Annotated in this window: 26 protein-coding genes; 17 read left to right on the top strand and 9 right to left on the bottom strand. The window is 37.3% G+C overall.

Annotated elements, in window-relative coordinates:
* Window positions 1-391: 391 nt before the first annotated feature.
* Complete coding sequence (locus SB717_RS16220; protein WP_410904213.1) at window positions 392-1,024, bottom strand: spore coat protein; 633 nt, start codon at window positions 1,022-1,024, stop codon at window positions 392-394.
* 208 nt (window positions 1,025-1,232) lie between these two features.
* Here SB717_RS16220 and SB717_RS16215 point away from each other — a divergent pair, with 208 nt between their 5' ends.
* Window positions 1,233-1,784, top strand: a complete 552-nt coding sequence (locus SB717_RS16215) for a hypothetical protein (protein ID WP_098622658.1) — start codon at window positions 1,233-1,235, stop codon at window positions 1,782-1,784.
* A gap of 22 nt (window positions 1,785-1,806) precedes the next feature.
* On the opposite strand, the gene SB717_RS16210 is transcribed toward SB717_RS16215, so the two are convergent.
* Complete coding sequence (locus SB717_RS16210; RefSeq protein ID WP_410904211.1) at window positions 1,807-2,259, bottom strand: Dps family protein; 453 nt, start codon at window positions 2,257-2,259, stop codon at window positions 1,807-1,809.
* Window positions 2,260-2,451: 192 nt separating this feature from the next.
* Here SB717_RS16210 and SB717_RS16205 point away from each other — a divergent pair, with 192 nt between their 5' ends.
* The 3 genes from SB717_RS16205 (at window position 2,452) to SB717_RS16195 (ending at window position 4,255) form a co-directional block, all read left to right on the top strand.
* On the top strand, window positions 2,452-2,733 hold the full coding sequence (locus tag SB717_RS16205) for a hypothetical protein (RefSeq protein ID WP_013057684.1): 282 nt from the start codon (window positions 2,452-2,454) through the stop codon (window positions 2,731-2,733).
* Between the two features lie 93 nt (window positions 2,734-2,826).
* The gene (locus SB717_RS16200; RefSeq protein ID WP_176547922.1) at window positions 2,827-3,000 is read left to right on the top strand and encodes a hypothetical protein; all 174 of its coding nucleotides are present in this window, start codon (window positions 2,827-2,829) and stop codon (window positions 2,998-3,000) included.
* A 553-nt stretch (window positions 3,001-3,553) separates the two neighbouring features.
* Window positions 3,554-4,255, top strand: coding sequence for a poly-gamma-glutamate hydrolase family protein (locus SB717_RS16195; protein WP_410904210.1), 702 nt, complete (start codon window positions 3,554-3,556; stop codon window positions 4,253-4,255).
* Between the two features lie 51 nt (window positions 4,256-4,306).
* On the opposite strand, the gene SB717_RS16190 is transcribed toward SB717_RS16195, so the two are convergent.
* Window positions 4,307-4,576, bottom strand: a complete 270-nt coding sequence (locus SB717_RS16190) for a CPCC family cysteine-rich protein (RefSeq protein WP_033579458.1) — start codon at window positions 4,574-4,576, stop codon at window positions 4,307-4,309.
* Window positions 4,577-4,864: 288 nt separating this feature from the next.
* Between SB717_RS16190 and SB717_RS16185 the strand changes: the two genes are divergently transcribed.
* Together SB717_RS16185 and SB717_RS16180 are read left to right on the top strand one after the other, a co-directional pair.
* Entirely contained in the window at window positions 4,865-5,425 is a 561-nt protein-coding gene (locus tag SB717_RS16185) for a copper resistance CopC family protein (protein WP_098622654.1), read from the top strand.
* 4 nt (window positions 5,426-5,429) lie between these two features.
* Window positions 5,430-6,491: a copper resistance D family protein gene (locus SB717_RS16180; RefSeq protein WP_410904209.1), complete on the top strand. Its 1,062-nt coding sequence runs from the start codon at window positions 5,430-5,432 to the stop codon at window positions 6,489-6,491.
* 31 nt (window positions 6,492-6,522) lie between these two features.
* Here SB717_RS16180 and SB717_RS16175 read toward each other — a convergent pair whose 3' ends face one another.
* Complete coding sequence (locus SB717_RS16175; protein WP_074680288.1) at window positions 6,523-6,711, bottom strand: hypothetical protein; 189 nt, start codon at window positions 6,709-6,711, stop codon at window positions 6,523-6,525.
* Window positions 6,712-6,930: 219 nt separating this feature from the next.
* On the opposite strand from SB717_RS16175, the gene SB717_RS16170 reads away from it, so the two are divergent.
* Complete coding sequence (locus SB717_RS16170; protein WP_410904208.1) at window positions 6,931-8,658, top strand: ABC transporter ATP-binding protein; 1,728 nt, start codon at window positions 6,931-6,933, stop codon at window positions 8,656-8,658.
* A gap of 41 nt (window positions 8,659-8,699) precedes the next feature.
* On the opposite strand, the gene SB717_RS16165 is transcribed toward SB717_RS16170, so the two are convergent.
* On the bottom strand, window positions 8,700-9,365 hold the full coding sequence (locus SB717_RS16165; RefSeq protein WP_410904207.1) for a type 1 glutamine amidotransferase domain-containing protein: 666 nt from the start codon (window positions 9,363-9,365) through the stop codon (window positions 8,700-8,702).
* A gap of 97 nt (window positions 9,366-9,462) precedes the next feature.
* The gene (locus SB717_RS16160) at window positions 9,463-10,041 is read right to left on the bottom strand and encodes a hypothetical protein (RefSeq protein WP_410904206.1); all 579 of its coding nucleotides are present in this window, start codon (window positions 10,039-10,041) and stop codon (window positions 9,463-9,465) included.
* 150 nt (window positions 10,042-10,191) lie between these two features.
* Here SB717_RS16160 and SB717_RS16155 point away from each other — a divergent pair, with 150 nt between their 5' ends.
* A complete protein-coding gene (locus tag SB717_RS16155; RefSeq protein ID WP_098622652.1) occupies window positions 10,192-10,590 on the top strand; it encodes a FixH family protein in 399 nt (132 codons plus the stop codon).
* Window positions 10,591-10,653: 63 nt separating this feature from the next.
* Here SB717_RS16155 and SB717_RS16150 read toward each other — a convergent pair whose 3' ends face one another.
* Complete coding sequence (locus SB717_RS16150) at window positions 10,654-12,030, bottom strand: aminotransferase-like domain-containing protein (RefSeq protein WP_410904205.1); 1,377 nt, start codon at window positions 12,028-12,030, stop codon at window positions 10,654-10,656.
* Between the two features lie 151 nt (window positions 12,031-12,181).
* On the opposite strand from SB717_RS16150, the gene SB717_RS16145 reads away from it, so the two are divergent.
* Window positions 12,182-13,099, top strand: coding sequence for a DMT family transporter (locus SB717_RS16145; RefSeq protein WP_098622650.1), 918 nt, complete (start codon window positions 12,182-12,184; stop codon window positions 13,097-13,099).
* A gap of 294 nt (window positions 13,100-13,393) precedes the next feature.
* Window positions 13,394-14,725, top strand: a complete 1,332-nt coding sequence (locus SB717_RS16140) for a polysaccharide biosynthesis protein (RefSeq protein ID WP_410904204.1) — start codon at window positions 13,394-13,396, stop codon at window positions 14,723-14,725.
* 35 nt (window positions 14,726-14,760) lie between these two features.
* On the opposite strand, the gene SB717_RS16135 is transcribed toward SB717_RS16140, so the two are convergent.
* Complete coding sequence (locus tag SB717_RS16135) at window positions 14,761-16,551, bottom strand: transglycosylase domain-containing protein (protein WP_074680307.1); 1,791 nt, start codon at window positions 16,549-16,551, stop codon at window positions 14,761-14,763.
* 822 nt (window positions 16,552-17,373) lie between these two features.
* Between SB717_RS16135 and SB717_RS16130 the strand changes: the two genes are divergently transcribed.
* From SB717_RS16130 to SB717_RS16105, 6 genes are all read left to right on the top strand, one after another.
* Window positions 17,374-17,976 carry an alpha/beta hydrolase gene (locus SB717_RS16130; protein WP_098622648.1) on the top strand — a complete coding sequence of 201 codons (603 nt, stop codon included), beginning with the start codon at window positions 17,374-17,376 and terminating at the stop codon, window positions 17,974-17,976.
* Window positions 17,977-18,265: 289 nt separating this feature from the next.
* Window positions 18,266-18,976, top strand: coding sequence for a polysaccharide deacetylase family protein (locus SB717_RS16125; RefSeq protein ID WP_074680309.1), 711 nt, complete (start codon window positions 18,266-18,268; stop codon window positions 18,974-18,976).
* A 15-nt stretch (window positions 18,977-18,991) separates the two neighbouring features.
* Window positions 18,992-19,585, top strand: coding sequence for a DedA family protein (locus SB717_RS16120; protein WP_013083764.1), 594 nt, complete (start codon window positions 18,992-18,994; stop codon window positions 19,583-19,585).
* Complete coding sequence (locus tag SB717_RS16115; protein ID WP_410904203.1) at window positions 19,582-20,715, top strand: MGDG synthase family glycosyltransferase; 1,134 nt, start codon at window positions 19,582-19,584, stop codon at window positions 20,713-20,715. Before SB717_RS16120 ends, SB717_RS16115 begins: the two co-directional genes overlap by 4 nt.
* Before the next feature lie 92 nt (window positions 20,716-20,807).
* Window positions 20,808-21,557, top strand: a complete 750-nt coding sequence (gene nfsA, locus SB717_RS16110; RefSeq protein WP_074680313.1) for an oxygen-insensitive NADPH nitroreductase — start codon at window positions 20,808-20,810, stop codon at window positions 21,555-21,557.
* 315 nt (window positions 21,558-21,872) lie between these two features.
* A complete protein-coding gene (locus SB717_RS16105; RefSeq protein ID WP_410904202.1) occupies window positions 21,873-22,907 on the top strand; it encodes a 3D domain-containing protein in 1,035 nt (344 codons plus the stop codon).
* An 80-nt stretch (window positions 22,908-22,987) separates the two neighbouring features.
* Here SB717_RS16105 and SB717_RS16100 read toward each other — a convergent pair whose 3' ends face one another.
* Window positions 22,988-24,130, bottom strand: a complete 1,143-nt coding sequence (locus tag SB717_RS16100; RefSeq protein WP_074680316.1) for a C40 family peptidase — start codon at window positions 24,128-24,130, stop codon at window positions 22,988-22,990.
* A gap of 195 nt (window positions 24,131-24,325) precedes the next feature.
* On the opposite strand from SB717_RS16100, the gene SB717_RS16095 reads away from it, so the two are divergent.
* Window positions 24,326-25,375 (top strand): anthranilate phosphoribosyltransferase, encoded by a 1,050-nt coding sequence (locus SB717_RS16095; protein ID WP_074680318.1) that lies wholly within the window; start codon window positions 24,326-24,328, stop codon window positions 25,373-25,375.
* Window positions 25,376-25,396 lie beyond the last annotated feature (21 nt).

Below are 25,396 nucleotides of genomic sequence, written 5' to 3'. Positions count from 1 at the left end.
TAATTCAAAATGCATAGTTTTTTGTCATTTTCTGAAATATATGCGCAAAAAAGATGGAGACACAACTATATCAATCGAATCTAAAGGGGAACAAATTGGATAAATGATCGAGTATAGATTGCTTGTTCCACCGCTGTTGATTTCTGTGAATGACTTCGCTTTCCGCGGGCGGGCGCTGAGCCTCCTCGCCGCTTATTCTCCTGGGGGGTCTCCTGTTCCGCTTGTCCCGCTGGAGTCTTCGTCTTGCCCTTCAATCAACAGCTAGAAGCAGCTACATACATGGAACCTACATTCACCATACCAATAAAAAAATCCGAATGAGTTTGAGTAAGAATCAAACTCGTTCGGATTGCCCTTCACCTAAAATACGGTTGTTTCAGCCTCTTTATAATTAATGCAGCTTATGGTTATTAGGCATCTGAGGAGAGGCAGCAGCCTTTGCAAAACTTGTGATCATTTGCTGCATATCTTCTTTTGCAAGCTGCGGCACTTGATAATAATGATGTTTATTTTGATAAAGAGAAATTTCATAAGCCATTTCAATCCAATTAGGAACACTGTCTCCGAATATTCGGCGAACAACAGGATTTGTTATTTCTAAAGCGGTCATAGTTAAAAGAGATGCTTGAGACTTGACTAGACCCAGCATATGACCTGAAATTCCTTTTTCATTAATTTCCTCAACGGACTGATTCGGCTTTTTAGGCTGCGAAGGCTTTAAGCCATAAATAAAGGTATGAGACTGCTTCATGTTATATACATGTGTAGAACCGGCTGGCTTTTGACCAGTAGAAAAAGCTTCTACGATTAAATTATACTCATTTAAAATAAAATGATATTGCCGATCAATGATATCAAGCAGCTCTTGTTCCTTTACATATTGCCTAAATATCATAAACTGATCCATTACATTAATCGAGCCGGCAAGTGTTTCATGAACGTCAAATAGTTCATGCCCTCCATGGTTCAATTGAGGGGGTACAGCTCCAGTTTGCATGTTTGTAGGAAGTTCGTGATTATTCATACTAAGTCCTCCTTAAAATCGGTATCGACTATAGTCTTTAAACTTCTCCAGGTTTTATACTCAAACTTGATTTATTCATAAAATGTTTCTCTACATAACTTAATTTACCTCTAGTTAGTTAATTAAAGGATAAAAGTGAAAGGGTTTTATAAAAAAAAAGCGAATATCAATAACAATTCACGATCTATAGATAGGGGAATCAAAAAACATGAATGAGCTGCTGTCATACTCAAGTGAATTAAAACATGAAGCAAATCAACTGGTGGTATCCAACCGTTTATTTAATTTGTTAAGAGAATACGGTTGCCCGCTCTCAGGGGAGAGTTTTGAGTTAAATGTCATGACAAATCGCATCATTAATTTTTACGTAGGAAATGATGAAATGGATGAAGAATCTATTTTTCACATGGGGTATCAGCTTAAAAAGCGTTTTCAACCTTATAAGATGATATTTGCTAATGAAAAAGATAAGTATCAGTGGAGTGTATATATGATTCAGAAGGGTGAAGAGTGGAAGGTTGATATTTCCGTGCTTCCAGAAAATATCGTGAAGGGAAAAGTTGAGAAACAAGAATTATTAAAATCACTTCTCACTGAAAAGAAGCGGGAATGTATTTTATTTTTCAAGCAGCAAAGCGGATATAATCGCTACTATACGAGTGACCATGTGTATAAGGCTGTGCTAGAAAATGACATTCACGATGATATGTCTTTTTTTATGTGGCTGCAAAAACAAAAAAAAGGAAATCAACAAACGTAAAAAAGAGCCGGTTAGGCTCTTTTTATGCATTTACAGATGTTTTTACAGGTAAAGCAGCTTTTAGCATCCAAATATGTTTTTCAAGGTTGCCAATTGTTCCAATGAATAAGTCAGCTGTTACGTGATCATGTGCTGCTTCAGATTTTTCAACTGCGTTTTTAAGGTTTTTAACAAGTAGCGTATAGTCATTAATTAAGGTTTCTACCATTTCTTCACTCGTTTGCTCATTTCCATCTTCAGAAAGAGTAGCTGCTTGTAAAAATTGCTTCATCGTAGCAATTGGGCTTCCTCCAATGGCTAGTAATCGTTCTGCATATTCATCTATATAGTCCGCCGTCTCATTATAGAATTCTTCAAATTTTTCATGAAGCGTAAAAAATTGAGGCCCTTTTACATACCAGTGAAAGCGATGTAGCTTTGTATATAATACGTTAAAATCGGCAATTTGTTGGTTCAATACTTTTTCTAAATTCATAGTTAATAGCCTCCTAATGAGTTGTTGTTATCTTATGTTTATATTATATCAAATATCAAATTAAAATCAATACTTATTTATAATTATTATTAAATAATAATGAGGATGCTTTTGAATTGCAGTTATTCTCTTTAAAAACTCTAAAGATATGATAGGATAGAGCAAGAGTATTGAAAGGAAGAAGGGGTAGTCATGCATATTACACCAGAAGCAAAACAATTAATTAACAATATACTTGAAGAGCAGGAGATAACAGGAATTCGCTTGTATTTCAAAGGAATTAGCTGTGAAATCCCTAATATTGGGTTAGCTTTTGAAGAGCCTTTTGAAAATGATGAAATGTATGAAGTCGACGGAGTACAAGTAGCAATGGAAGCTTCTATTGTGCCTTATACAAATGAATTAATGTTAGATGTTCATACAACGCCGTACGGTCCAGGTTTAGCATTAGTAGGGGCTAAAGAAGCTGAGTAAAAAAATTATGTAAGAGAAGCTAACAGGTTTGTTGTTTGTTTTGGCAAACCTTGGTTTACTTAATTCAAACGTTAGTGAAATGGAGGGGGACCTATGCTTCTTTCTCATCATGTAACGGTTGAACAAAGACAGCAAATCAAACGCTTTAAGCAGCAAATACAAGACGCAAAAACGCTAGACGAGCGCCGTTTGTATCAAGACCAGCTAAATAAATTTGTTGAGCGCCTATTTATTGAGAATCGCTTGCAGCGCAGCGGCGAACAATAAAAAACACTTAGAAAAGAAGCCTTCAAAGAAGGTTTCTTTTTTTTAGTAGATTATTATACTTTTACATCTTGTAATTATTCATTTTCTTATATATCGCCCTTTATCTACTTAAAATCCGGTTTTCTGTATGAATATAGCACTAAAAACGTGTAAGTCACTATTAAATGAAAGCGCTTTCTGTTATAGTGAAGGTATAGAATTCTACTTGTTCACCTACAATGTTCATAAGGAGTGGTTTGTATGATTGAAAGAGGAAACTTCTTAATTGGTTTAGCGTGGGGAACATCTTTGAGCATACCTTTATGGATCGCCTTCTTTGGCTGGATAAAATTAGTTTGGCGCTTGCTTTAAATAAATAAATACAAAAAAAGTAAAAAACTTCAGTGAATATGCGCTGAAGTTTTTTTAAATAGCATAAATAGGCATTAAGAACTATTTAATAAATTGTATTCTGTAACGATAAGTAAATAAGACTACTATAAATATTATTTTTGGATTTTTTAAAATTCTAATGTTTTAGGTCTTATTACACAATGGAAAGCAGGAGTACAAATTGAAAAGCTATCGTTTAGTAAGTTTCTCTACCTTATGTATCTGTCTATTCGTTTTATTCATTTCACCTTTTCAAGACACATCTAGTGCATCAACTGATAAATATCAAAATTTCAAGCAGCTCTCACAGCACGAGTCTTCAGCTAGCTATAAAGTGACGACCAAAGAAACGAAAAGTCCTGTCCTTATCTTTGCTCCACACGGTGGAGGAATTGAAGGAGGGACAAGCGAAATTGCCCAAGAGCTTAGCAAACAAAATGCTCTCTACCTATTCGAATCGTTAAAATCGAAAGGCTCGCGAGACCTGCACATCACAAGCACTCATTTTGATGAGCCCACAGCGCGTAAGATGGTAAGCAAGTATGATAACGTTTTATCTCTTCACGGGTATTCTGGGAATGAAAAACATATTTTTGTGGGGGGAATTGATCGGGAACGTGCAAAAAAATTAACACAATTATTAAATCAAAATGGATTTCCCGCGGAACTGATTACAAAAGGGCACGATGAGATTGCAGGCATTAATCCTAAAAACATTGCAAATAAAAATCGTACCGGCAAAAGTATTCAATTAGAGATTAGCCAACCGCTGCGAAGTGCTATGTTTCATTCATTCACTTCAAAAGGAAGAGCTTCGTCTAAAACTCAAACTTTTTATAAGTTTACAAATGTGCTCTCTACATTTGTTTCCACTTCTTACTGAATCCAAAAAAGAATGCTTTCGCAAGCATTCTTTTTTTATAAACTAGTTTTGCTACTCGTGACTTATAATAGGTTTCCAGTTGAAATCTTTTACATCTTGAACAGAAGGCTTTCTCACGTGCTGTAAGCTTTCTTTATTACACGCTCCATAAACTATAAAATTTTGCTGAGCTTCTATTAAAGAAATAGAGTTGGCTCCTAGTTCATTGGCATTCAGCTTTTGATACGGATCGTCTTCCCAAAAACATATCTCACAAATATCATAGTCACCATCACTGTCTAACGATTGATAACCACAGCAAGGGCATGTATACTTTTTCATTGTTTCTATCCTTTCTGTATGGAATTTTAAGCTAGAAAAAAGTCAGCCATCTTATTTAACTATTTTACTATATTCAAGGATAGTCTGAAAGAATATTCAAAAAAATTACAGCAGCATCTTTCCTATGATTTGTGAACATTTTATAACGAATTGGTGATAGTTCTTGTGAGATTGAGTGAAAAAGGAGTACACTTACTAGGAAAATAGATCGTGTTCGGAAACGTCTACATAAAAACATTTTTGGATATGATGAATGAAAAAAGAAAAAAGAGATAGGGAGTCATAAATATGAAAAAAATAATAGGTTTACTTTTAGCATGCTTTTTAGCTGTCCCGACAGTTAGTTTTGCTCATACACATGTGCAAACAACCGTACCGGAAAATGGTGCAACTGTTACAGCTCCTCTAAAAGAAATTAAATTAACCTTTGAAACACCCATCGAGAAAATCAGTACTGTGACCGTTACAAAAGATGGACAAAACATTTCACTTGCGTCGCAAAAAGTAGAGGGTCATGATTTAATAGCTTCTGTTGATCAGCCTCTTGAAAACGGATCTTACGCAGTAAATTGGGAAATTGTAGGGGAAGATGGTCATGTAATGAAAGATTCGATTGCTTTTAAAGTAGATGTGAAAGATGAAGCGAAAGAAGAGAATACTCAAGCAGCCGGAAAAGATAGTGAAAAAAAGCCAGAAGCCACGCAATCCGAACAGCACCAAAAAAGTGCAGTAGCAAATGATGAAAAAACAGAGGACAATGATTCTTCATCGTTTTTTGTTATCATGATTATTGCTATTGTAGTGGTGGTTGGAGCATTACTCTTAATCTTCAGGAAGAAAAAGGCTTAAAAAGATGAGTATTTTGTTGCCTGTTTTTGAGTGGTTCACATACGTAGGTCTTTCCTTATTATTAGGATTTGCCGTACTGCAATATGTACCTCTTACAAAAAAGCCAACAATTTTATTATCAAAGCGATGGCTACTTGCAAGTGCAGCGGCTGTCGCTATTTTTTCGGTTGGAAATTCGCTTGAGATTATTTTATCTTTTTCAAAAATAAGAGGGTTAGGTGAAACAGTTCGTCTTGTATTATTGGAAACAAGAACGGGACACGCCTGGATCTTTGTTGTGCTGATTGCTATTTTATGTATGATTGCTGTTTCAATAGAGAGCCACCCTCATATGTATACATTACTGACTTTAGCCTTAGTGGGAGGAATCGCCTACGCAAGTCACGCAGCATCCGCTTCTGTGCTTAGCGGCATGCTTTCTCATTCTCTTCATATTTTAGCAGTTGGACTGTGGGGAGGGGTGGTTCTGATTGTTGCCGCTTTTTCAAAAGAAACCTCCAATTGGAAAAGTTTCTTAAGCTGGTTTACTCCTTTTGCAATTGCTTGTTTTGTACTTCTTTCATTAAGTGGGTTCATTTCGATGGTCATTATCATGGGTCTGTCCAACTATGTAAATTCATGGGCTACAGATTACGGGCAGTCTCTTTTACTAAAGCATATTACGATTATTCCGCTGCTTGCATTTGCGGTCATCAATGGTTTTCTTATGAAAAAAACGATAAAACATCCAGAATATAAGCCCGTGATGTGGATTCGAGCAGAAAGCATTATTTTGCTTATCATTTTTTTATTTACAGCTATTATGGTGACGCAATCGCCGCCAACTAATATAAGTCATATGGCAATGGATTCATCGATTCTTCCGTTTATCTATGGGAAACAAGTAACGCTCCCTCTAACGTTTCACGTAACGATTGTAGGAATCCTATTCTTATTTGTCGCACTGCTGTTTTTTGTGTATTTACTTGTTTGTTTTTACAAAAAGACAGTATGGCTTAGCGTATTAAGTGCGGGTTTGTTTGTTTTTGCTTTTTATATTGCGATGATGACAAGTATTCAAGTCTAAAAACAGTGAGAAATATCTCACTGTTTTTTTATTAGCCATTAAAAGCTGTGTTATCTCTCGGGCCTTTTCCCGGAGAAGGAGGCATCGGCATTTGAGAATTAGAAGTAGAGCCAGATCCGGATGTAGAGCCGCTTGAAGATGATATATTTCCTACATTTCCAAAAATAACAATACCGCCAGAAATGGTTCCAATAGAAATAGATTTAATAGAAACAGACATGCTTATTCAACCTCTCATCTAGTAAAAGAATTCAGTGTACCATAGTATATGACCAGCTTGTCATTTTCGTATAGACGAGTTTGAAAAATAGGTAAAAGCTTAGAAGTTCAGGTTGAGAAAGGAAGTAGTGTAAAATAAGATAGAACTTTGAAGGTAAAGTGCGTGGTGTCTGCCTAAAATGTGTGTAACACCTATTAAAAGAAGTAGAAAGGAACTAAGATGAATACGCAAAAAGGAATTCATTTTTCATTTAAAAAATTATGGTTGCTAACGAACCCTCCGACAGGAAAGCTACTCATTTCGTTTATACTGGCCTTAATTAATACCGGAGCGTCGCTTTCTATTCCTCTTGTCATTAAAGAAGTGATGGAGAAAATTGCAGTAGGCGTCTCACCGCAGCTTATAGCAGGACTCCTTGGTTTATTTGCTGCTCAAATGGTAACAAGCGCAGTATCTCTTTACCTCCTTGCTCAAGTAGGGCAAGGTGTTGTAAAAGAACTCAGACATAAAGTGTGGAACAAGCTCATCAAGCTTCCGGTTTCATTTTACGATCAAAATCGTTCTGGTGAAATGGTAAGCCGCATTACAAATGATACAACTATTGTGATGAATTTATTGTCAACAGAAATGATTGACTTTGTTAAAAATATTTTATCTATTATCGTTGCCATTGTTATTTTATTTACGCTTGATGTACCCATGACGCTCATTTTATTAGCGGTTATTCCCGTTATGTTTGTACTGGTTATGCCGCTAGCACGAAAAATACATAAAATTTCACGTGAGCAGCAGGATAAAATGTCCAAGCTTACGGCTTTTTTGGCTCAAATGCTGAGTGAAATCCGCTTGATTAAAGTATCCGGTTCAGAGAAAAAAGAAGTTGATTCCGGCTTACAATCGTTTCAGTCACTCTACCTCTTCGGTGTAAAGAGAGCTAAAATTGAAGCCATCATTACCCCGATTATTAGCACGGTGATGACCGCTGTTATGATTGCCATCGTCGGGTTTGGTGCATATCGGGTGAGTGAGGGATTTATCACTGCAGGAGAGCTGGTGGCTTTTGTTCTTTACCTTTTCCAAATTATGGTTCCGATTGGTTCACTTACCCGATTTGTTACGAGCTTTCAGCAAACCAAAGGAGCTTCCGAAAGAATCTTTGATATATTAGCTGAGAAAGAAGAGAACTATGAAAATGGAGAAGTGCTTGAACAGGTAAGGAGCTTAAGGTTCGATAATGTTGCTTTTCAATATGAAGATAAACCCGTATTACAGGAGGTTTCATTTTCTGCTAAAAAAGGAGAAGTTACCGCTTTTGTTGGACCTAGCGGAGCTGGAAAATCTACTGTTTTTTCGCTTATCGAACGCTTTTATGAGCCTTCATCGGGGTACATATTTTTGGATGGAACAGACAGTCAAAACGTCAACTTACGTTCGTGGCGTCACTTGTTTAGCTACGTTCAGCAGGATTCTCCGATTTTAGCAGGAACAATTCGAGAAAATCTCATTTACGGATTAGAGCGGCACGTGACGGATGAAGAAATAGAAGAAGCAGCGAAGTTAGCCAATGCTCATCATTTCATTCAGTCCTTTGAAGATCAATATGAAACAATGATTGGAGAAAGAGGTATTAATCTCTCAGGAGGACAGCGACAGCGTATTGCAATTGCCCGAGCGCTGTTACGTAATCCCCAGTTTTTACTACTAGACGAAGCGACAGCTAGCTTGGACTCCGAATCAGAAAAGCTTGTGCAAGAGTCGTTGGAAACGGTAATGAAAGAACGCACATCACTCGTCATTGCTCATCGTCTATCTACGGTCATTAATGCGGACCAAATTGTTGTAATAGAAGAAGGGCAGGTTACGGGAAGCGGAACACATAAAGAACTGTTAGCCTCTCATTCTTTTTACCGGCGTTTGGTAGAGCAGCAGTTTCAAACATCCCTATAGCACAAACAAAAAAAGACTGCTTTCGAGCAGTCTTTTTTTGTTTATTTATTTAGCTTTTTAACTAATTCATCACCCATTAACTCAGAAGAAAAAGGATCTCGGCTTGTGACAATTTGATCATTTGCCCAAACGGCATATGCTTTTTTATCCATCTCAGGGATGTAGTTAGCCACTTCACGAAGTTCTTGTTCTAAACTGTATGGTAAAAAGGGAAGTACTTCTTCCGGTTCAATTTCATCAGGATAACCGGTTACGTCCAGTCCTTTAATTAACAGTTCATCATCGGATCCTTTTAAGAAAGCAAAAACAGAAGGTCCGTGACACTCAGCTGCTAAAATACCTCCGTTGTCGTACACTTTGTTCATAAGTGCGTGCAAGTCCACATTTTTTGCTAAGTCAAACATAGCGCCGTGGCCGCCTACTACTAAGATAACGTCATAGTTCTCAGCATCTACTTCTTCAAGTTTCATTGTCTGATCCGCTCTTCCTGATTCATATAATTTCTTATACGTTCCTTCTGGATCATAGTCTTCTGAAATACTTCGAACGTCTACTTCTGGCTTACCTCCAAAAGGTGAGGCTAAATCAACGGTGTGCCCTGCGTCCTCAAGCTTTTGCAGCGGAGCAAATAATTCTTCTGCCCACCAACCTGTGTGATAATCTTTCTCTTCGTATCCGCTTGATAATACAGCTAACACTCTTGCCATTTTTATACCTCCTAAATGATGTAAAACGTATAGTGATACATATCATGTATTCATTGTGAACTGTACCCTATATAAAAAAACTTTAAACAATGGCAAGTTATGAAAAGGTAGCGTGAATCATAAACAAAACCAAAAAAGAGAAAGCAAATTTAAGATGCCACTTTTTATCTGTACGCTTATAACGCTTCACGCCCATCACGAGTAAACAAGCTAGAACAGCCATCGTAATAATTCCTGAAAAGTACGTAAAATTTGCTTGAAATCCTTTTATTAAAGCCATATAACCATGTAAAATAATCAAGGCCGTTGATATAAGAGCAATGGGAACGTGCCACTGACGAACGTACTTGGCTAAAAATTGGATAAGCGGTTTTAACTCAAAATTTCCTTTTTTTATGTGCGATAACGGTTTCCATTTTAATAATAAAAAAATAGGATAAATGGCTAAAGCTGCAAAGAAACCAATTCGTGCGATTGAACCAAGCTCTTTAAAATTCCCTTCATATATTTTAGAATCGAGTGGAAGGGAATGTTTATAAATAGGGATGTAAATAAGCCCTGCTACAACTAGTAAAAAAGAGATAGTAAAAATAAAGATCACTTTTTTACGCTCACTTTTATTTTTGATTAATGTCTGTAGCCATGATTTTCTAGCTGGAGATTTAGCTGAATTCATTTTCTTCCTCCTTGGAAAAAACTAGTTAGTGTCAGTATGAACTTTTTTCTTTAAAAAATCTTTAAAAATCCTTCTTTTTTAAAAAAATTCATTTTTTTCTTTGCAATACGCGTTATAGTTAAACAAAGGGTTTAAAAAGGAGATGAATGCATGAAAAAAAGAATAAGTATATTTATCATCAGTCTTTGTTTACTTTTAACGGCCTGTGGTCAGGAACCTGTTCAAAGCACAAATGCTGAGCAGCCAAAACCGTTGGACGTAAATCTTCAAGGCCCAGAGGCGTTACAGAAAAATGAAAGCGGTATCTACAAAGCCGAAGTTACATATGGAGATGAAAAAGTGAAAAATGATGATGTTGAAATGATTGAATTTGAAATAGAGAAAAAAGATGATGAAGGGAAAGGGCAGATGTTAAAGCCTAAACAAGTAGGAGAAGGTGTATATGAAATACAAACATCTTTCTCTGAGCCTGGCACATATACCGTGCAATCACATGTTTCTGCAAAAGGGACGCATAACATGCCTCTTATAACCGTTACGGTTAAATAAAAGAAGTCAAGGATGCTAATTCCTTGGCTTCTTTTCGTTTAGTATTTCCATTGAATTCCCATTCTACAAGGGGGAAAGGTTACTTGGAATAGGATGATTTTGTCTATCATCAATTAAAGTAATGCACTGAGCCAACTGTTCAATTCCTCGTTTGATCGTGTTCTTATTTACTTGTGAGATGCTTAATCGGAGAAGAGTGTCTCGTTTATATTCTGGTAAAAAAAATCTAGAAGCATCATCAACATATATGTGCTGCTCGTTTAGCATGTGAACGATCTGTTTTGCTGTCACATGCTCAGGCAAACTAATGGATAAATAGAATCCGGAAGTTGGTTTAGAAAAATGTGTATGAGCCGGTAGAAGTGAATCACAAGCTTCTACAAGAGTTTGCATTTTGGTATGGTATACCTCTTTTATCTTTTTAAGATGGCTAGTAAACATGCCGCTTTTTAAATAAATTTCAAGAGCACCTTGAGAAAGCGCTGAACTATTAAAATCTGAACTGAATTTATATCGTAAAAAGTTGCTATTCATTAACGAAGGAAGAACGACAGCAGCAATGCGTAACCCAGGAAGAAAGATTTTCGAAAAGCTTTTAATGTAAATGACTCGTCCAGAAGGATTAAAAGAAAATAAAGGATCTGATTTTGCATCGGGATCAAGGTCACCCAAAAAGTCATCCTCGACTATGTATACATCGTATTTTTCGGCCAGATCCACGATTTTTTTCTTCTCAAAATTTGTATAACAATGCCCAAGAGGATTGTGGAATCTCGGAATAATGTAGAAAAATTTTATGTCATTATTTCGAAAAATGTACTCCAAACGATCAAGATCAATCCCTTCCATCGATAGCTCGATCCCAAAAGTAGTAGCTTGATGCAGGGTAAGAGACTCAATAAAACCGAAATAAGTGGGCTGTTCAATCAAGATATTATTTTTTCCATTTGGAAATGGCATAGAAACTAATAAGTGAAGGGCTTGCTGAGACCCGGATACAACAACTAACCTTTCAGTTTGAGTGAACACCTGTAGGTTCTGCAAGTGTTTCACTAACTGTATCCGTAATGAGTAAGAGCCTTGTTGATCAGAGTATGTAAAAAGTTCTTCTTTGTAGTGTTCAATCGCTTGGTTTATACAATGCTGAAATTCAAGATAAGGCATAACGTTTTTATCTGGACCAGCAGACAAGAAATCAATCACTATATTTTCATGCGTCCTATGTTGAAATTCTGCCACAACGTAGTAGCCGCTTTTAGGAACAGAATAAATTAAATGCTCTTTTTCTAATTCGCTGTACGCTTTAATAACGGTATTCTTGCTGCACGAAAAATGTTGAGAGAGTCGGCGAACAGAAGGGAGTTTACCACCTGCAATAAGCAATCCATTTGCTAGGCCAAGCTTAATTTCTTCCATGATTTTCAGATATTTCAAACTCATAGATCCTACTCCTTTAATTTGTACCCGTACAGTTAGGTAAAAGAATGATTTATTTTAGCAGTTGTCCTGGGCTATCCTTTTAATTATATCAGAACTATTTTTAGAAAAATGGCATAGTTCTGAAAAAATAAAAAGACAGGGGTAGGGTAAGATGCAAAAAGAAACGAGAGAGAAAATGGGCTTATTGTTAGGGGTAGTAGGCGTTATCTGTTTTAGCTTAACCCTTCCTTCTACAAGCATTGCAGTCGAGTATTTCGGAACGACAGTCGCTGGTTTAGGAAGAACAGCTGTAGCTGCTATTTTAGTAGCTGTGATATTGATTGTACGAAAAGAAAAATTTCCTTCTCTTCGCCAATTTAAAAGTCTGCTAATCGTTGCTTTAGGCGCAGTTTTAGGGTTTCCTCTGCTCACTTCTTGGGCAATGAAATCATTGCCTGTTTCTCACGGAGCGGTTGAACTCGCTCTTTTACCATTAGCCACAGCCGGTTTTGCGATGTTTAGAGGAGGTGAACGTCCTTCTTTAAAATTCTGGATATCAAGCATGATTGGTTGTGCAGCTGTTATCGTGTATGCTCTTCACCTCGGATTTGGTCAACTGCAGTTTGCCGATGCAGCTCTATTAGCAGCGGTACTGATACTTGGACTAAGCTACGCAGAGGGCGGGGTGTTAGCCAGAGAATTAGGCAGCTGGCAAGTAATTGCTTGGGCCATTATCATCGGTGCGCCATTTTTTGTGATTCCAGTGGGACTAAGCATTACAGCTGAAATGCTTCATGCGCCTTTACAAGCGTGGGTTAGTTTGATTTATCTCTCAGTCGTTAGTCAATTTTTAGCATACGTTGCTTGGTACAGCGGGATGGCGATGGGGGGAATAGCCAGAGTTAGCCAGGTTCAATATTTACAGCCATTTTTAATGATTCTGTTTGCAGCTCTATTTCTAGGCGAATCAATTACACTTTTTACTCTTGCTATAGCAATAATTGTTGTCTTTTCGGTTATACTAGGCAAAAACGCCTCGGTATCAAAAAAAGAAGTGTATCTACAGGAAACGATGAATAAGGATGCTTAACTAATATGTGAATTTGTTAAATTAATACAACATGCTCTATTCCCGTTAGCAATCAGCAGGCTCATTGGGTCTCTTGTTTTCTCTATGTAAGTTTCGAGAGCCAAAAGATAAGAAATGAATGAATTTCCTATGTAAAAAAGGTATATAACGGTTTTTTTTCACATAGGTTGAACATTATACAAGAACTTGTACACCGAAAAATACAATTAGACAAATAATTCGTATCGAGCTTGTCATATACATAGAGAGAAGAGGTAGTGATGAAAAAGGACGGGAAATAGAGGAGATAACGAGATGAACACTTTTTTGAAAGGAACGTTTATTCTAGCAGGTGCTGCCTTTGCGGGAGAGTTAATTGAATTTCTTGTAAATATGGTACTTGCTAGAGAATTAGGAAGGGAAGGCATGGGCATGTACATGACCGTTCTTCCCATCATTTTTCTTATTGCCACCGTAGCTAACTTAGAACTGCCTATTTCTATTTCTAAATTTCTTGCTGAACATCATCGTAAAGAACATCAGCATATGATGAAGCATGCCACCATTTTTGCTACTGCTGTGAGTTTGGGAATCTTTTTTATTACACTGGCCGTATTAGCAGCCTTTCCATTTTTTAGTCACTATCATCCTTACTTAAAATGGGTTGTACTATGTTTCATTCCGGTTGTTTCATTTTCAGCGGTGCTTCGTGGATATTTTACGGGTAAAAATAATATGACAACTATTGCTGTGTCTAATTTTATCCGCAAAGCCTTTCAGCTAACTATTTTATTTGTTGTTTTTCAAATGTTTGCTTTCACAGATGTTAAAATGTCGCTGTTTATTGCGATTTGTACGTTAATTGGAACCGAAGCTGTTATTTTGCTTTATTTTTTTATCACGTATGTTACTCAGTTAAGTGTTTTATCAAGAGGGCACAGACCTCTGCTTTCTCCAAGTGAGATTCGGAAAAAGCTGTTAGGCGTCTCACTTCCGACCACGGGATTGCGTTTATTTAATGCGGTATGTAATGCTGTTCAGCCGTTTTTAATCAAACATGCGCTCGTTTTGTCGGGCATGACTTTAACCGGGGCAACGCAGCATTTTGGTATGCTAACAGGAGTAGCGATGTCGATCGGCTTTTTTCCGGCTTTCTTTGCTCATTCTCTTTTAGTAGCACTCATACCCGCTGTATCTGAAGCTCATGCGAAAAATCAGGAAGAACAGCTTCAAAGACTTTTGACTCAAAGTATGCACATGACATTTTTATATGGGATTCCGTCTATAGTGGCGATGTATTTCTTTGCTGAGCCTCTTACTAACTTGTTTTTTCATTCTACAGAGGCCGTGTACTATCTAAAAGCTTTATGGCCGTATTTTCTTTTTCACTTCTTTGCCGTCCCGCTTCAAGCTTATTTAATTGGACTTGGCTATGTAAAAGATGCTTTTTATCATACGATTTGGTCTCATATTGTATCTTTTTCCCTGATGTTTTTCTTAGGATCACAAACAAATATTGGCATGCAGGGAATTATTATCGGAATGAACTGTGGCGTGGTTGTCTTGACCGTTCTGCATTATGTAACGATTTGCAAAGTCATCAACGTTTCCTTTTTTTCACTTAAGCATAAAACGCATTTATCTTAAAAAAACCTCCAACAGTGAAGTTGGAGGTTTTTTGGTTACCAGTTATTCATAATTGAGCTAAACAGTGTAGCAGGGTCTTGTCCGCCGCCGCCTGATAAATATTTCGTTGTTTGCGTAGAATTAGCATTATCAAAGCCAGCGTGGATAGAAACGACTGCATCATCGGTATACCCGACAAACCAAGCATCTTTGACATCGTTGGTTGTACCAGTTTTACCTGCAGCATCTCGTGAAGAACGAGCGTTAATACCTGTTCCATAGCTCTTTTCAATCACATCTTGCAGCATGGATGTCATTGTATCCGCATTGTCTTCACTCATTACTCGCTCTGTCTGAATGTCTGGCTTTTTTACTTCACCATCGCGCATCTCAATTTTTCGAATTGCGTACGGCTTAGTCATGACGCCTTTGTTAGCAAACGTTGTATATCCTTGTGCTAACTGAAGGGGAGAGAACGTTGTGGTCGTTCCTCCAAGAGCAAGCCCTAATTTTGACTTATCGTCATCTTCAAGAGGAAGCCCAGCTTTTTCCATGAATTTTGCGCTTGTATCAATACCAATCTGTTTTAAAAGCCAAACAGCTGGAACATTAAGTGAACGAGTAAGTGCTTCACGCATTGTCACATGCTTTTGATATTCACCTTCTGCGTTTTTAGGGCTATATCCACCGCCAAAGTCTTGTCGTTCGTCACTTAAGAGTGAAGTTGGTGTATAATCTCCAGTTTCTAAGGCTGGACCATATACGGCTAAAGGCTTAATAGCTGAACCAAGCTGATAGCCGCTTGTAGCACGGTTTAAGCCGTTTCGCTCATAGCTGCGTCCTCCATACATCGCTGAAATCCCACCTGTTTTAGGGTTGACAGCTGAAATCCCAACCTCTACTTTGCTGTTGATGGCATCATCTCGGAACGTATGATTTGCTACAGAGTTATTAATCGATTCCTGTAAATTAGGATCTAAATCTGTATAAATGGCATAACCACCCTTATAAAGGTCATCAGCAGATACGCCATATTGTTGAGCAGCTTCTTTAATTACATAATCAATAAATGCTTGATTTGAGTTCGGTTTTTTAACCGGAATACTAGGCTCGACTACACGTTCATTTAACGCTTGCTGATACTGAGTATCGCTAATAACGTTTTGATCATGCATTAGCTTCAATACAACGTTTCGTCGGGCTGTCGCTTTTTCTGTACTATTGCTTGGTGAATATGTACTCGGCGCTTTTGGCAGTCCTGCTAAAAGCGCAGCTTCGCCTACGGTTAAATCTGATACAGGCTTATTAAAATAAATCTGAGAAGCTGCACCAATACCATATACACCGCTTCCGAAATAAATTTGATTTAAATATAATTCCAAAATTTGATCTTTTGTAAATTGTCTTTCTAAGCCTAGTGATAGAAACATTTCATCTACTTTACGTTTAATGGTCTTATCACTAGATAAGTAAAGATTTCTTGCTAACTGCTGTGTAATGGTACTTGCGCCTTCAGCTTTACTCATTGTTACAATGTTCTTAAAAAGGGCGCGGCCAATACCTTGTAAATCAATCCCAAAATGCTTGTAAAAGCGACGGTCTTCCGTTGCAACAAACGCCATTTTTACATAATCGGGAATTTCATTGCTCGAAACATTTTGACGGGGAACGGTTTTATACAATTCGTCAATCTTACGGTCATTTTTGTCATAGACCACCGTACTTTGAACCGACTGCAGTTTCGAGTAAGATAAATCAGCCGTTTGCTGAAATTGCTTCAATACATAGGTAACTCCTAGCATTACAATTAAAACAACGACTAAAAAGGCTAAAATAAATTTCCTCATGTTGGTTCACTCCACTAAGTAATAATTCCATGTTCACACATAGCTACATTCTTCGTCTTTACAAGGTCGTTATGTAAAGAATGCTAAAGTTTGTTGACCCATTCAATCTTTTAACAGACAGATGAGTGATAAAGTATTAACGTTCGCAAGCTGACGCGCTAAGTTTAATAAAGGCTATTATTCAAGTGCAGGTAAGTTTTTAGGGTATAAGATGATTGACATAAATAGCTCTTTACGCCGTTATTTTTTGCTTACTCGCAGATGCTTCGTTTTTTTATTAAACTGAAACAAAGTGAAATACAATCATCTGAACTTAGTTTACCCATAAATTTGTGTTTGTCAAATAAAGTCGTATGAAGCACCATTCGGGGCTTTGTTCCCCTTTATGAAAAAACAAGCTGGTACTTTACGTTCTGTTTCTCATAGAAAAAAGTTGTTATAACACGTATACGAAATACGATTTAGTGCGTTCGGGTATAAATGCTGATATCTGTTGAAAGTAACGAAATAAAGCAAAAATTAACTAATTTATCAGACTAGGGCACTTTTTATACGAAAGAGGACGGGCGAGTTTTAATCATTATCCACCTTTTGACGGGAGCACTTAGCTAAAAGTGGAATATTTCTTTACCCGATGTAAGTCAAACGAATTAAATGCCTAGCTGCATATGAGCAATGGCTATATGAAGTTATTCAATATTATGTGATACTGCCGGCAAAACATACAGGTATTTCTTTGACAGTAGTTCCTTTACAAATGCTTCGAAAGTTCTTATAATAAAATTATCTTTAATTCGAGATATTTAAAAGGAGTGGATATACGTGAAACATATTTTTAAAAAAGGAACGGACGAGGCGAAACCGACTTTATTGTTGTTGCATGGTACAGGAGGTACAGAACAAGATCTGCTCCCTGTTGCAGATATGATTGATTCCTCTTGCTCCGTATTATCTGTAAGAGGAAATGTACTAGAAAACGGAATGCCCCGTTTCTTTAGACGTTTACAAGAAGGAATATTTGATGTAGAAGATTTAATTGAACGTACAAAAGAACTTCATCAATTTTTAGATGAAGCGGCTGAAACGTATTCATTCGACCGAAGCAACATCGTAGCTGTAGGCTACTCAAACGGCGCCAATATTGCAGGAAGTTTGCTATTTCATTATGAGAATTCTTTAAAAGGGGCGGCTCTTCTTCATCCGATGGTTCCAAGAAGAGGAATTGAAGTACCTAAGACCGACGTCTCTATCTTTATAGGCGCAGGTACAAACGACCCTATTTGCCCAGCATCAGAAACGGAAGAACTTTCTGCGCTTTTAGAAGAAGCCGGAGCGGACGTACAGGTGCATTGGGAATCATTTGGACATCAGTTAACACGAACAGAAATTGAAGCAGCTGAAAAATGGTATCGGTCAAAATTTTAATTTAAAAACTTTCCGCACTCGTGCGGGAAGTTTTTTATTTTTAAAAAATAATGACAGTTATCATACAAAAGATAGATATAAATGGTAAAAAGTACTTTTTTTACTGAATGAAGGGAAATTTTATGATATCATTTTATTTCCGGTATATCCTTGCAGAACAGCTATTTTTAGGTAAAGTATCAAATTATTTTAAAATTCCTGGCTTCTATCACAAAAAAATGAAACCAAAGTCTGAGTAAACCGTTATAATAAATGCAGGATTTAAATTCAAAAGGATGGTTAAAAGCATATGACTCGTTTTTTTATTGTTTTACTTTTCGTTCTAATGGTTATATGTGTATATACCATTATTTCGCAAACCCTTTACCGTCGATATCATTCATCAGTCATAATAAAAGGGGCAAAAAAGCATAAAATAGCTATAACATTTGATGATGGACCTCATCCTGTTTATACACCAAAAATTTTGGACTTGTTCAAACTGCATGAAATGAAAGCTACTTTTTTTATTGTGGGAGAACTAGGGGAAAAACACCCGTCTATTTTAAAAAGGATGATTGATGAAGGACATGAAGTAGCTATACATCATCATCGTCATGTGAGTGCATGGACGCAAACACCTTGGCAATTAAAAAGACAAATTCATCAATGTGCACAGGTTATAGAGAAAGTAACAAATCAAAAGCCGCTTTTTTACCGTCCGCCGTGGGGACATTTAAATATGAGCAGTTTATTAATGACCAAGCCATATCATCTCGTGATCTGGACAGGAATCTTTCAGGATTGGACACTAAAAACAACGAAAACGGCATTAGTTCAAAAACTAATGCGTAAAGTAGAAGATGGAGCCATTTTTGTTTTACACGATAACGGAGATACCCCGGGAGCAGATGAAAAAGCACCTGAAATGACGATTGCGGCGTTAGAAGAATTTTTACCTTACTTAAAACAGCAAGGGTATAAAAGTATAACCATGCAGCAATTGATGAATCAATCGTAAATAGAGGAGCGAGCAGTGGACTTAACAATTATTTCTCAGTATATACATTCTTATGGTTATATTGTTATTTTACTTGTACTTTTTTGTGGGATTGTTGGAATTCCAGCGCCTGAAGAATCATTTTTAATATTATTAGGCATGTTTATTGCCAAACATCAGCTGAACTTATACGAATCATCTCTTTTTGCTTTTTTAGGTGTTATAACTGGAATGCTTACTGCTTACGGGCTAGGAAGGTATGCGGGAACCCCATTTTTTGATAAGTACGGAAAATACGTAGGGTTAACCAAAGAGAAAATTGAAGCGGCAAGCGGCAGCTACCATAAATATGGGATATGGACCATTTTATTTGGTTTATATATTCCAGGCTTGCGTCAGATTAGCCCATATATGGCGGGAATAAGTCGCTATCCGTTTTTACTTTATTTATTGTTATCGGTAGTAGGAAGTCTAGTGTGGGTCCTTTCTTTTCTGATTTTAGGTTACTACGTAGGAGATCGAATTCATATTTCGTATATTATCATGGGCGCTGTAGCTTTTTTTGTCATTTATTTACTTATAAAAAGAACAAGAAACCGAAAACGTCTTGAGAGGAGGGATGGTCAATGAGGAAGGTTTTATTCTTACCGCTTTTTCAGATGCCATCTGGTCATCACCAAGTAGCAGACGCCGTTATGGATGCCATCATGGAGCGTTTTTCGCACGTTATTTGTCAAAAAATTGATTGTTTAAGCTATTGGAGCAAACCGCTTGAACAAATGATTTCATCGATATACATGAAATGGATTTCTGTTTTTCCAAAGCAGTTTGAAAAATTTTATTACGGTCATGTATACAAAAAAAACGACCATACGATGGATGATTTTGTCGTGAAAAAGTGGCCGATTATCGAATATCATATGAAGAAATTAATTGATGCAGAGCAGCCGGACGTCATTGTTTGCACACACAGCTTTCCTTCCTGTGTATTAAGCGGCTTAAAAGAAAAAGGAATCATTGATCTTCCTATTATAAATGTATACACCGACTTCTTAGTAAGCGACGTATGGGGTAAAAATGGAATCGAGCTTCACTGCGTGCCTGATCAGGATACGAAAGCATTTCTACAAAACGTTCACGGTGTAAAAGAGTCTTCTATTTATGTAACGGGCATTCCCGTTCATAAAGCGTTTTTAAAAAGACGGATTGACCATCTCATGCCACAGAAGCATATCCTGATTGCCGGAGGAAATTCCGGCCTTGGGAATGTACGCAAAATGCTTCAGCAGCTGCCGCAAAACTGTACATATATGTATTATGTGCTGTGTGGAAAAAACAAAAAGTTGTATCAAGAACTAGGGAAACTAAACCATCCGAAAGTTAAAGCTGTCCCGTATGTAAAATCAAGAGAGAAAATGAATGATTTATATGAGGGAGCAGATGCCATTGTCACAAAAGCAGGGGGCGTGACAATTAGCGAAGCCCTTCATAAGAGACTACCTATTTTTATTCATTCGTCTCTTCCCGGTCAAGAGCAAATTAACATTGAATATTTAAAAGAAAAAGAGCTGCTGATACCGCTTAATGATGGTGAAGCCTTTGAACAGCAGCTTAAAAACATTTTGGAAAATGATGTAAAACGAAATCGTTTGATAAAACGAATGGACGAATATGTAGACAGCTTGGAAGTAAAAGTAGACCGCGTGCTTGCAGATCATTTTAAGCTGTATCGATATGAGACAAGTCAAAATCAATTTTAAGCAGAACATTGGTTATTTCTTTTTACATTCGATAAACTAACTGTAGAGATAACATCTGTAGAAGGTTAAATGAAGTAAAAGGAGATTATAATATGAACTCAGTTATTGAAACGATTTTAAATCATCGTTCTATTCGCAAATATGAAGACAAACCACTGTCTGAAGAGCAAATTCAAACGATTGTAGAAAGTGCACAGGCAGCTTCCACATCAAGCTATATTCAAGCGTACTCCATTATTGGAGTAAAAGATAAAGAAATGAAGCGAAAGCTTGCTCAATTAGCAGGAAATCAGCCGTACGTAGAAACAAATGGACACTTCTTTGTATTTTGCGCTGACTTTCATCGCCATGATGTCATTGCGGAAATGGAGAAAAAAGATTTATCGACAGCGCTCGAAAGTACGGAGCAATTTATGGTAGCTATTATTGACGTTGCCCTTGCTGCGCAAAATGCAACCCTTGCTGCTGAATCGATGGGACTTGGAGCTTGCTACATTGGCGGTTTGCGTAATGAATTAGAAGAAGTAAGCAAATTGTTAAAACTGCCTCATCATGTAATCCCGTTATTTGGTCTAACGGTTGGACATCCAGCGGGTATTACGGATAAAAAGCCGCGCTTACCATTCAAACATGTGTATCATGAAGAAACATATGAACCGAACGATGAGCAGACGAAAAAAGAATTAACGACGTATAACGAAGAAATTTCTGCTTACTACAACGAACGCACAAATGGCAAACGCCAAGACACATGGACTGGTCAAATGGCTGACATGCTTTCCAATCCTAAACGTATGTATATGAAAGAGTTTGTTGAAAAGCAAGGATTTAATAAGAAATAAAAAAGTGATAAAAACACTTGCCCATGTGGTGAGTGTTTTTTTGTTATGGAAAAGCTTAATTCACCCGTTAAATAGTCAATGAAAAAAGAAGAGAATAGCCAGCAATGATAAAGAAATTCGGCTATTTTAGGAAAAAGAACAATAAAAAGCAGTAAAAAGTAGAAACGTTTCATCATATACCCAAATTATCAGAAATATTACGATTAAACGTTCTGTTTTGTTAAGTTTTGTAATAAAAGTAGCATGGCTCTGTAACGGCTGTGAAATGTGAGGATGATATCATTCAATCATTGAGTAAATAAGGAGGTATTCGTAATGAAAAAATTTATATTTACTCTAGGAACAACAGCCATCCTTTCAGCGGGATTTGTAGGTGCAGCTTCTGCTTCTACAAGTGGAACGTACCACGTAGAAAAAGGTGATACGTTATGGAAAGTCGCTCAAAAGCACAGCGTGAGCGTAGACGAGCTAAAAGATGCAAATAACTTAACATCTAATATTATTTATCCAAATCAAGAATTAAACGTAGCTACTATAAAAGAAATGACGCACAAAGTTCAGCAAGGAAACACATTATGGTCCATCAGTCAGCAATATGGCGTGACAGTAGATCAAATCAAAGAATGGAACGGACTGACGTCAGATTTAATTTATCCTGGCGAACAATTAAAAATTCAGTCTCCAAACGGCCAAGCTCAGCAATCGAGCCCTTCAGTAGCTCAGGCTGCTCCAGAAGCTCAGCAAACTCAAGCGCCGGCTGAACAAACTCAAGAAGAACAGCAGCAAGCTCAAGCTGAACAAGCTCAAAAAGAGCAGCAGCAAGCTCAAGCTGAACAAGCTCAAAAAGAACAGCAGCAAGCTCAAGCTGAACAAGCTCAAAAAGAACAGCAGCAAGCTCAAGCTGAACAGGCTCAAAAAGAACAGCAGCAAGCTCAAGCTGAACAGGCTCAAAAAGAGCAGCAGCAAGCTCAAGCTGAACAAGCTCAAAAAGAGCAGCAGCAAGCTCAAGCTGAACAAGCTCAACAACAACAACCTGCTGAATCGTCACAACAAGCCAGCGGCAAGTCAATGACAGTTGAAGCAACTGCCTATACGGCTAATTGTGCTGGATGTAGCGGTACAACTGCTACAGGAGTGGATTTAAAAGCAAATCCAAATCAAAAAGTAATCGCTGTTGACCCTAGCGTTATTCCATTAGGTTCGAAAGTTTATGTAGAAGGCTATGGTGAAGCTGTAGCTGCCGATACAGGTGGAGCAATTAAAGGCAATCGAATTGATGTATTCGTTCCTTCTGAAGGTGATGCTCAACAGTTCGGAAGAAAATCTGTTAAAATCACGGTTATGAACTAAGAAGTTTTTTATAAAATTGCTAGTCTAGTATAGAAATACATAGCTAGTAAAGCAAAAGAGGTGCCATAAGGCACCTCTTTTTACTTTATAATACGCTTTGCGCCCGCATAGCTGTTTTTCCAGTACGCTGTTGAAAGTGATTGCGTTTTAACGCCTTTGCTGCTGACATAAATGAATTCTTGTTTATCTAGGTAAATTCCTACAACTGAAACGGATTTGCCGTTTTTAAAGAAAACTAAATCTCCAGCCTGCAGGCTGTTTTGCTTTACGTCCGTGCCGCTTTTATACTGATCTGCTACTGTACGGGGGATAGAAATATTTGAACCCGCGTTTTTATATACATATTGTGTGTACCCTGATACATCAAAACCTTTTGGTGTCGTGCCTCCATATTTATATGGCTTTCCAATTAGCGTTTTGGCATACGATACAATTTGCTGCTGTTTTGCACTAAGAGAAGTTTGAGGTGCTGGAGCCGGCGAAGGTGCGCTTGTACTTTTCACTTTCAGCACTTGTCCGACTTTTAGCGCATCTGTTTTTAAATTGTTTAATTTTTTTAATTCAGCTACCGTCATGCCGTACTTTTTAGCGACTGCTGTCAGCGTGTCTCCTTTTTTCACCGTGTAGGTGCCATTGCTATCAGCCGGTGTAGATGGAGCTGTTGGTGAAGGTTGAATATCTTCATCAAGCAAATAACTCATATTTGCGTTAAACGTTACTTTTCGCTTCGTTTTATAGCTCTTCGCTTTTTGCTGAAATTGCGTATTGTATGCGTTGATTTCTTTTTCAAAATTTGCAGAGATCTTATTAAATTCTGCGTCACTTACATCTCCATACGCATAGTCTTCAAGATCCACAATGTAATTGTAAAGAGCAATTAAGCTATCATATAAATACCCTTGAAGCTGATCAGCTTCTGAATTAAGATGATTCATCGCGTAATTTTTATCAGTCTTTGTTAGAAACTGGTCAATTTGATCTGCAAGCTGATCATATGCGGCTAACGCTTTTTCGTCATCTTTTATTCCTTCAATTTCTTTTAGCTTTTTTTCCACTGTTTTATAAAATGGTGCGTAATAATCTGCTAGCGAATTAACGTCTTTTTGATAAACGCTGACAGAAGAAGCAGCATAAGCAGAGTGACTAAAAACAGGCGTTGTCACCGATGCTCCTACTAAAACGGATGCTGCTATAAATGGTACAAGTAGTTTCTCTTTTTTCATTTGTAAAGTCCCCCAAATATCCAAATAGTAGTATAGCAGATAGATTATACTATATTAGGTTATAAAAGAACTAGTACTTTTCCTTTAATTTCATATTTTTTCAGCAGTTTATGTACCTGATAGAAGATAATCTAAGAAACAAAGATAATATGTGATACAATGTACAAATATTCAGTTAAAAAGGAAGTGTACGATATGCAGCAATTTATCAAAGAAATAGCGCGCGGAAAAAGAGGATCAACTGACTTAACGTATGAACAAGCAAAAGAAGCAGCTCGCTTAATCGCTTCTGGACAAGCTACGGATGCTCAGATCGCTGCTTTTTTTATCGCTGAACGCATTAAAACTGAAAATGCAGATGAACTGTTAGGGTTCGTTCATGCTTTTCGTGAAAAAACAAAAGAAATACCGCTGTCTCAGCCGTTAAAAGATAAATCAATTGATTTTGCAAGCCCCTATGCAGGGAGAAATTCATTTTTTGCGACCATTCCTGTATCGATTTTATTAGCTGAAAGAGGTGTGCCAGCTTTTTTACACTGTACAGAAGCACTTCCTCCAAAGTTTGGAACAACGATTGAAGATGTACTTCATTCATTACAGATCCCTCAAGCTCAAACCATTGAAAACATCGGTCATGTGTTTGAAACGTTAAAAATTGGCTTTGTCAATGCCGAAACAATCTCTTATCCTCTTAGCCGCATCAAAAAAATTCGTCATGAAATTGGCGTACGAACACTTATTAATACGGTTGAAAAACTATTAAATTTATCAAATGCTTCTTCTTTAATGATGGGCGCTTTTCACCGCACGGCCATTAACAAAATCGTGCCCATTTTTGCTTCGCTCCCGTTTAAACATGTATACGTGGTGCAAGGTATAGAAGGATCTGAAGATGTACCTGTACATAGAAGCAGCTTTGTTTTTACTATCTCAGAAGGAGAGATGGAGTCGTTTATTGTCAATCCAAAAGAATACGGACTGTTTGTGGAAGAAGAAGACTTTGAAAAGAAAATAAGTGTTGAAAAACAAGCGGAATATGTGACGCGCATTTTGGAAGGTGAAGTTTCTTCCGAACTGACTTACGTCTATAATCAAGTAGTATTAAACGCTGGCTTGCGCTATTATCTATTTGGCTATGAAGCTTCTATTGAAAAAGGAGTAGACTATGCAAAACGTCAGCTAGCTGAAGGTTTGGGCTGGAAACATCTGCAGAAATGGAAAACACAAGCGATTTCAGAAGAGTAAAAGGTGAGCAAAAAAGCTCAT

It is taken from the genome of Priestia sp. SIMBA_032 (genome assembly GCF_046535215.1).
Classification (GTDB): domain Bacteria; phylum Bacillota; class Bacilli; order Bacillales; family Bacillaceae_H; genus Priestia; species Priestia aryabhattai.
Note: the sequence above shows the minus strand (reverse complement) of the source record. Positions and strands in the feature narration are given on the sequence as shown.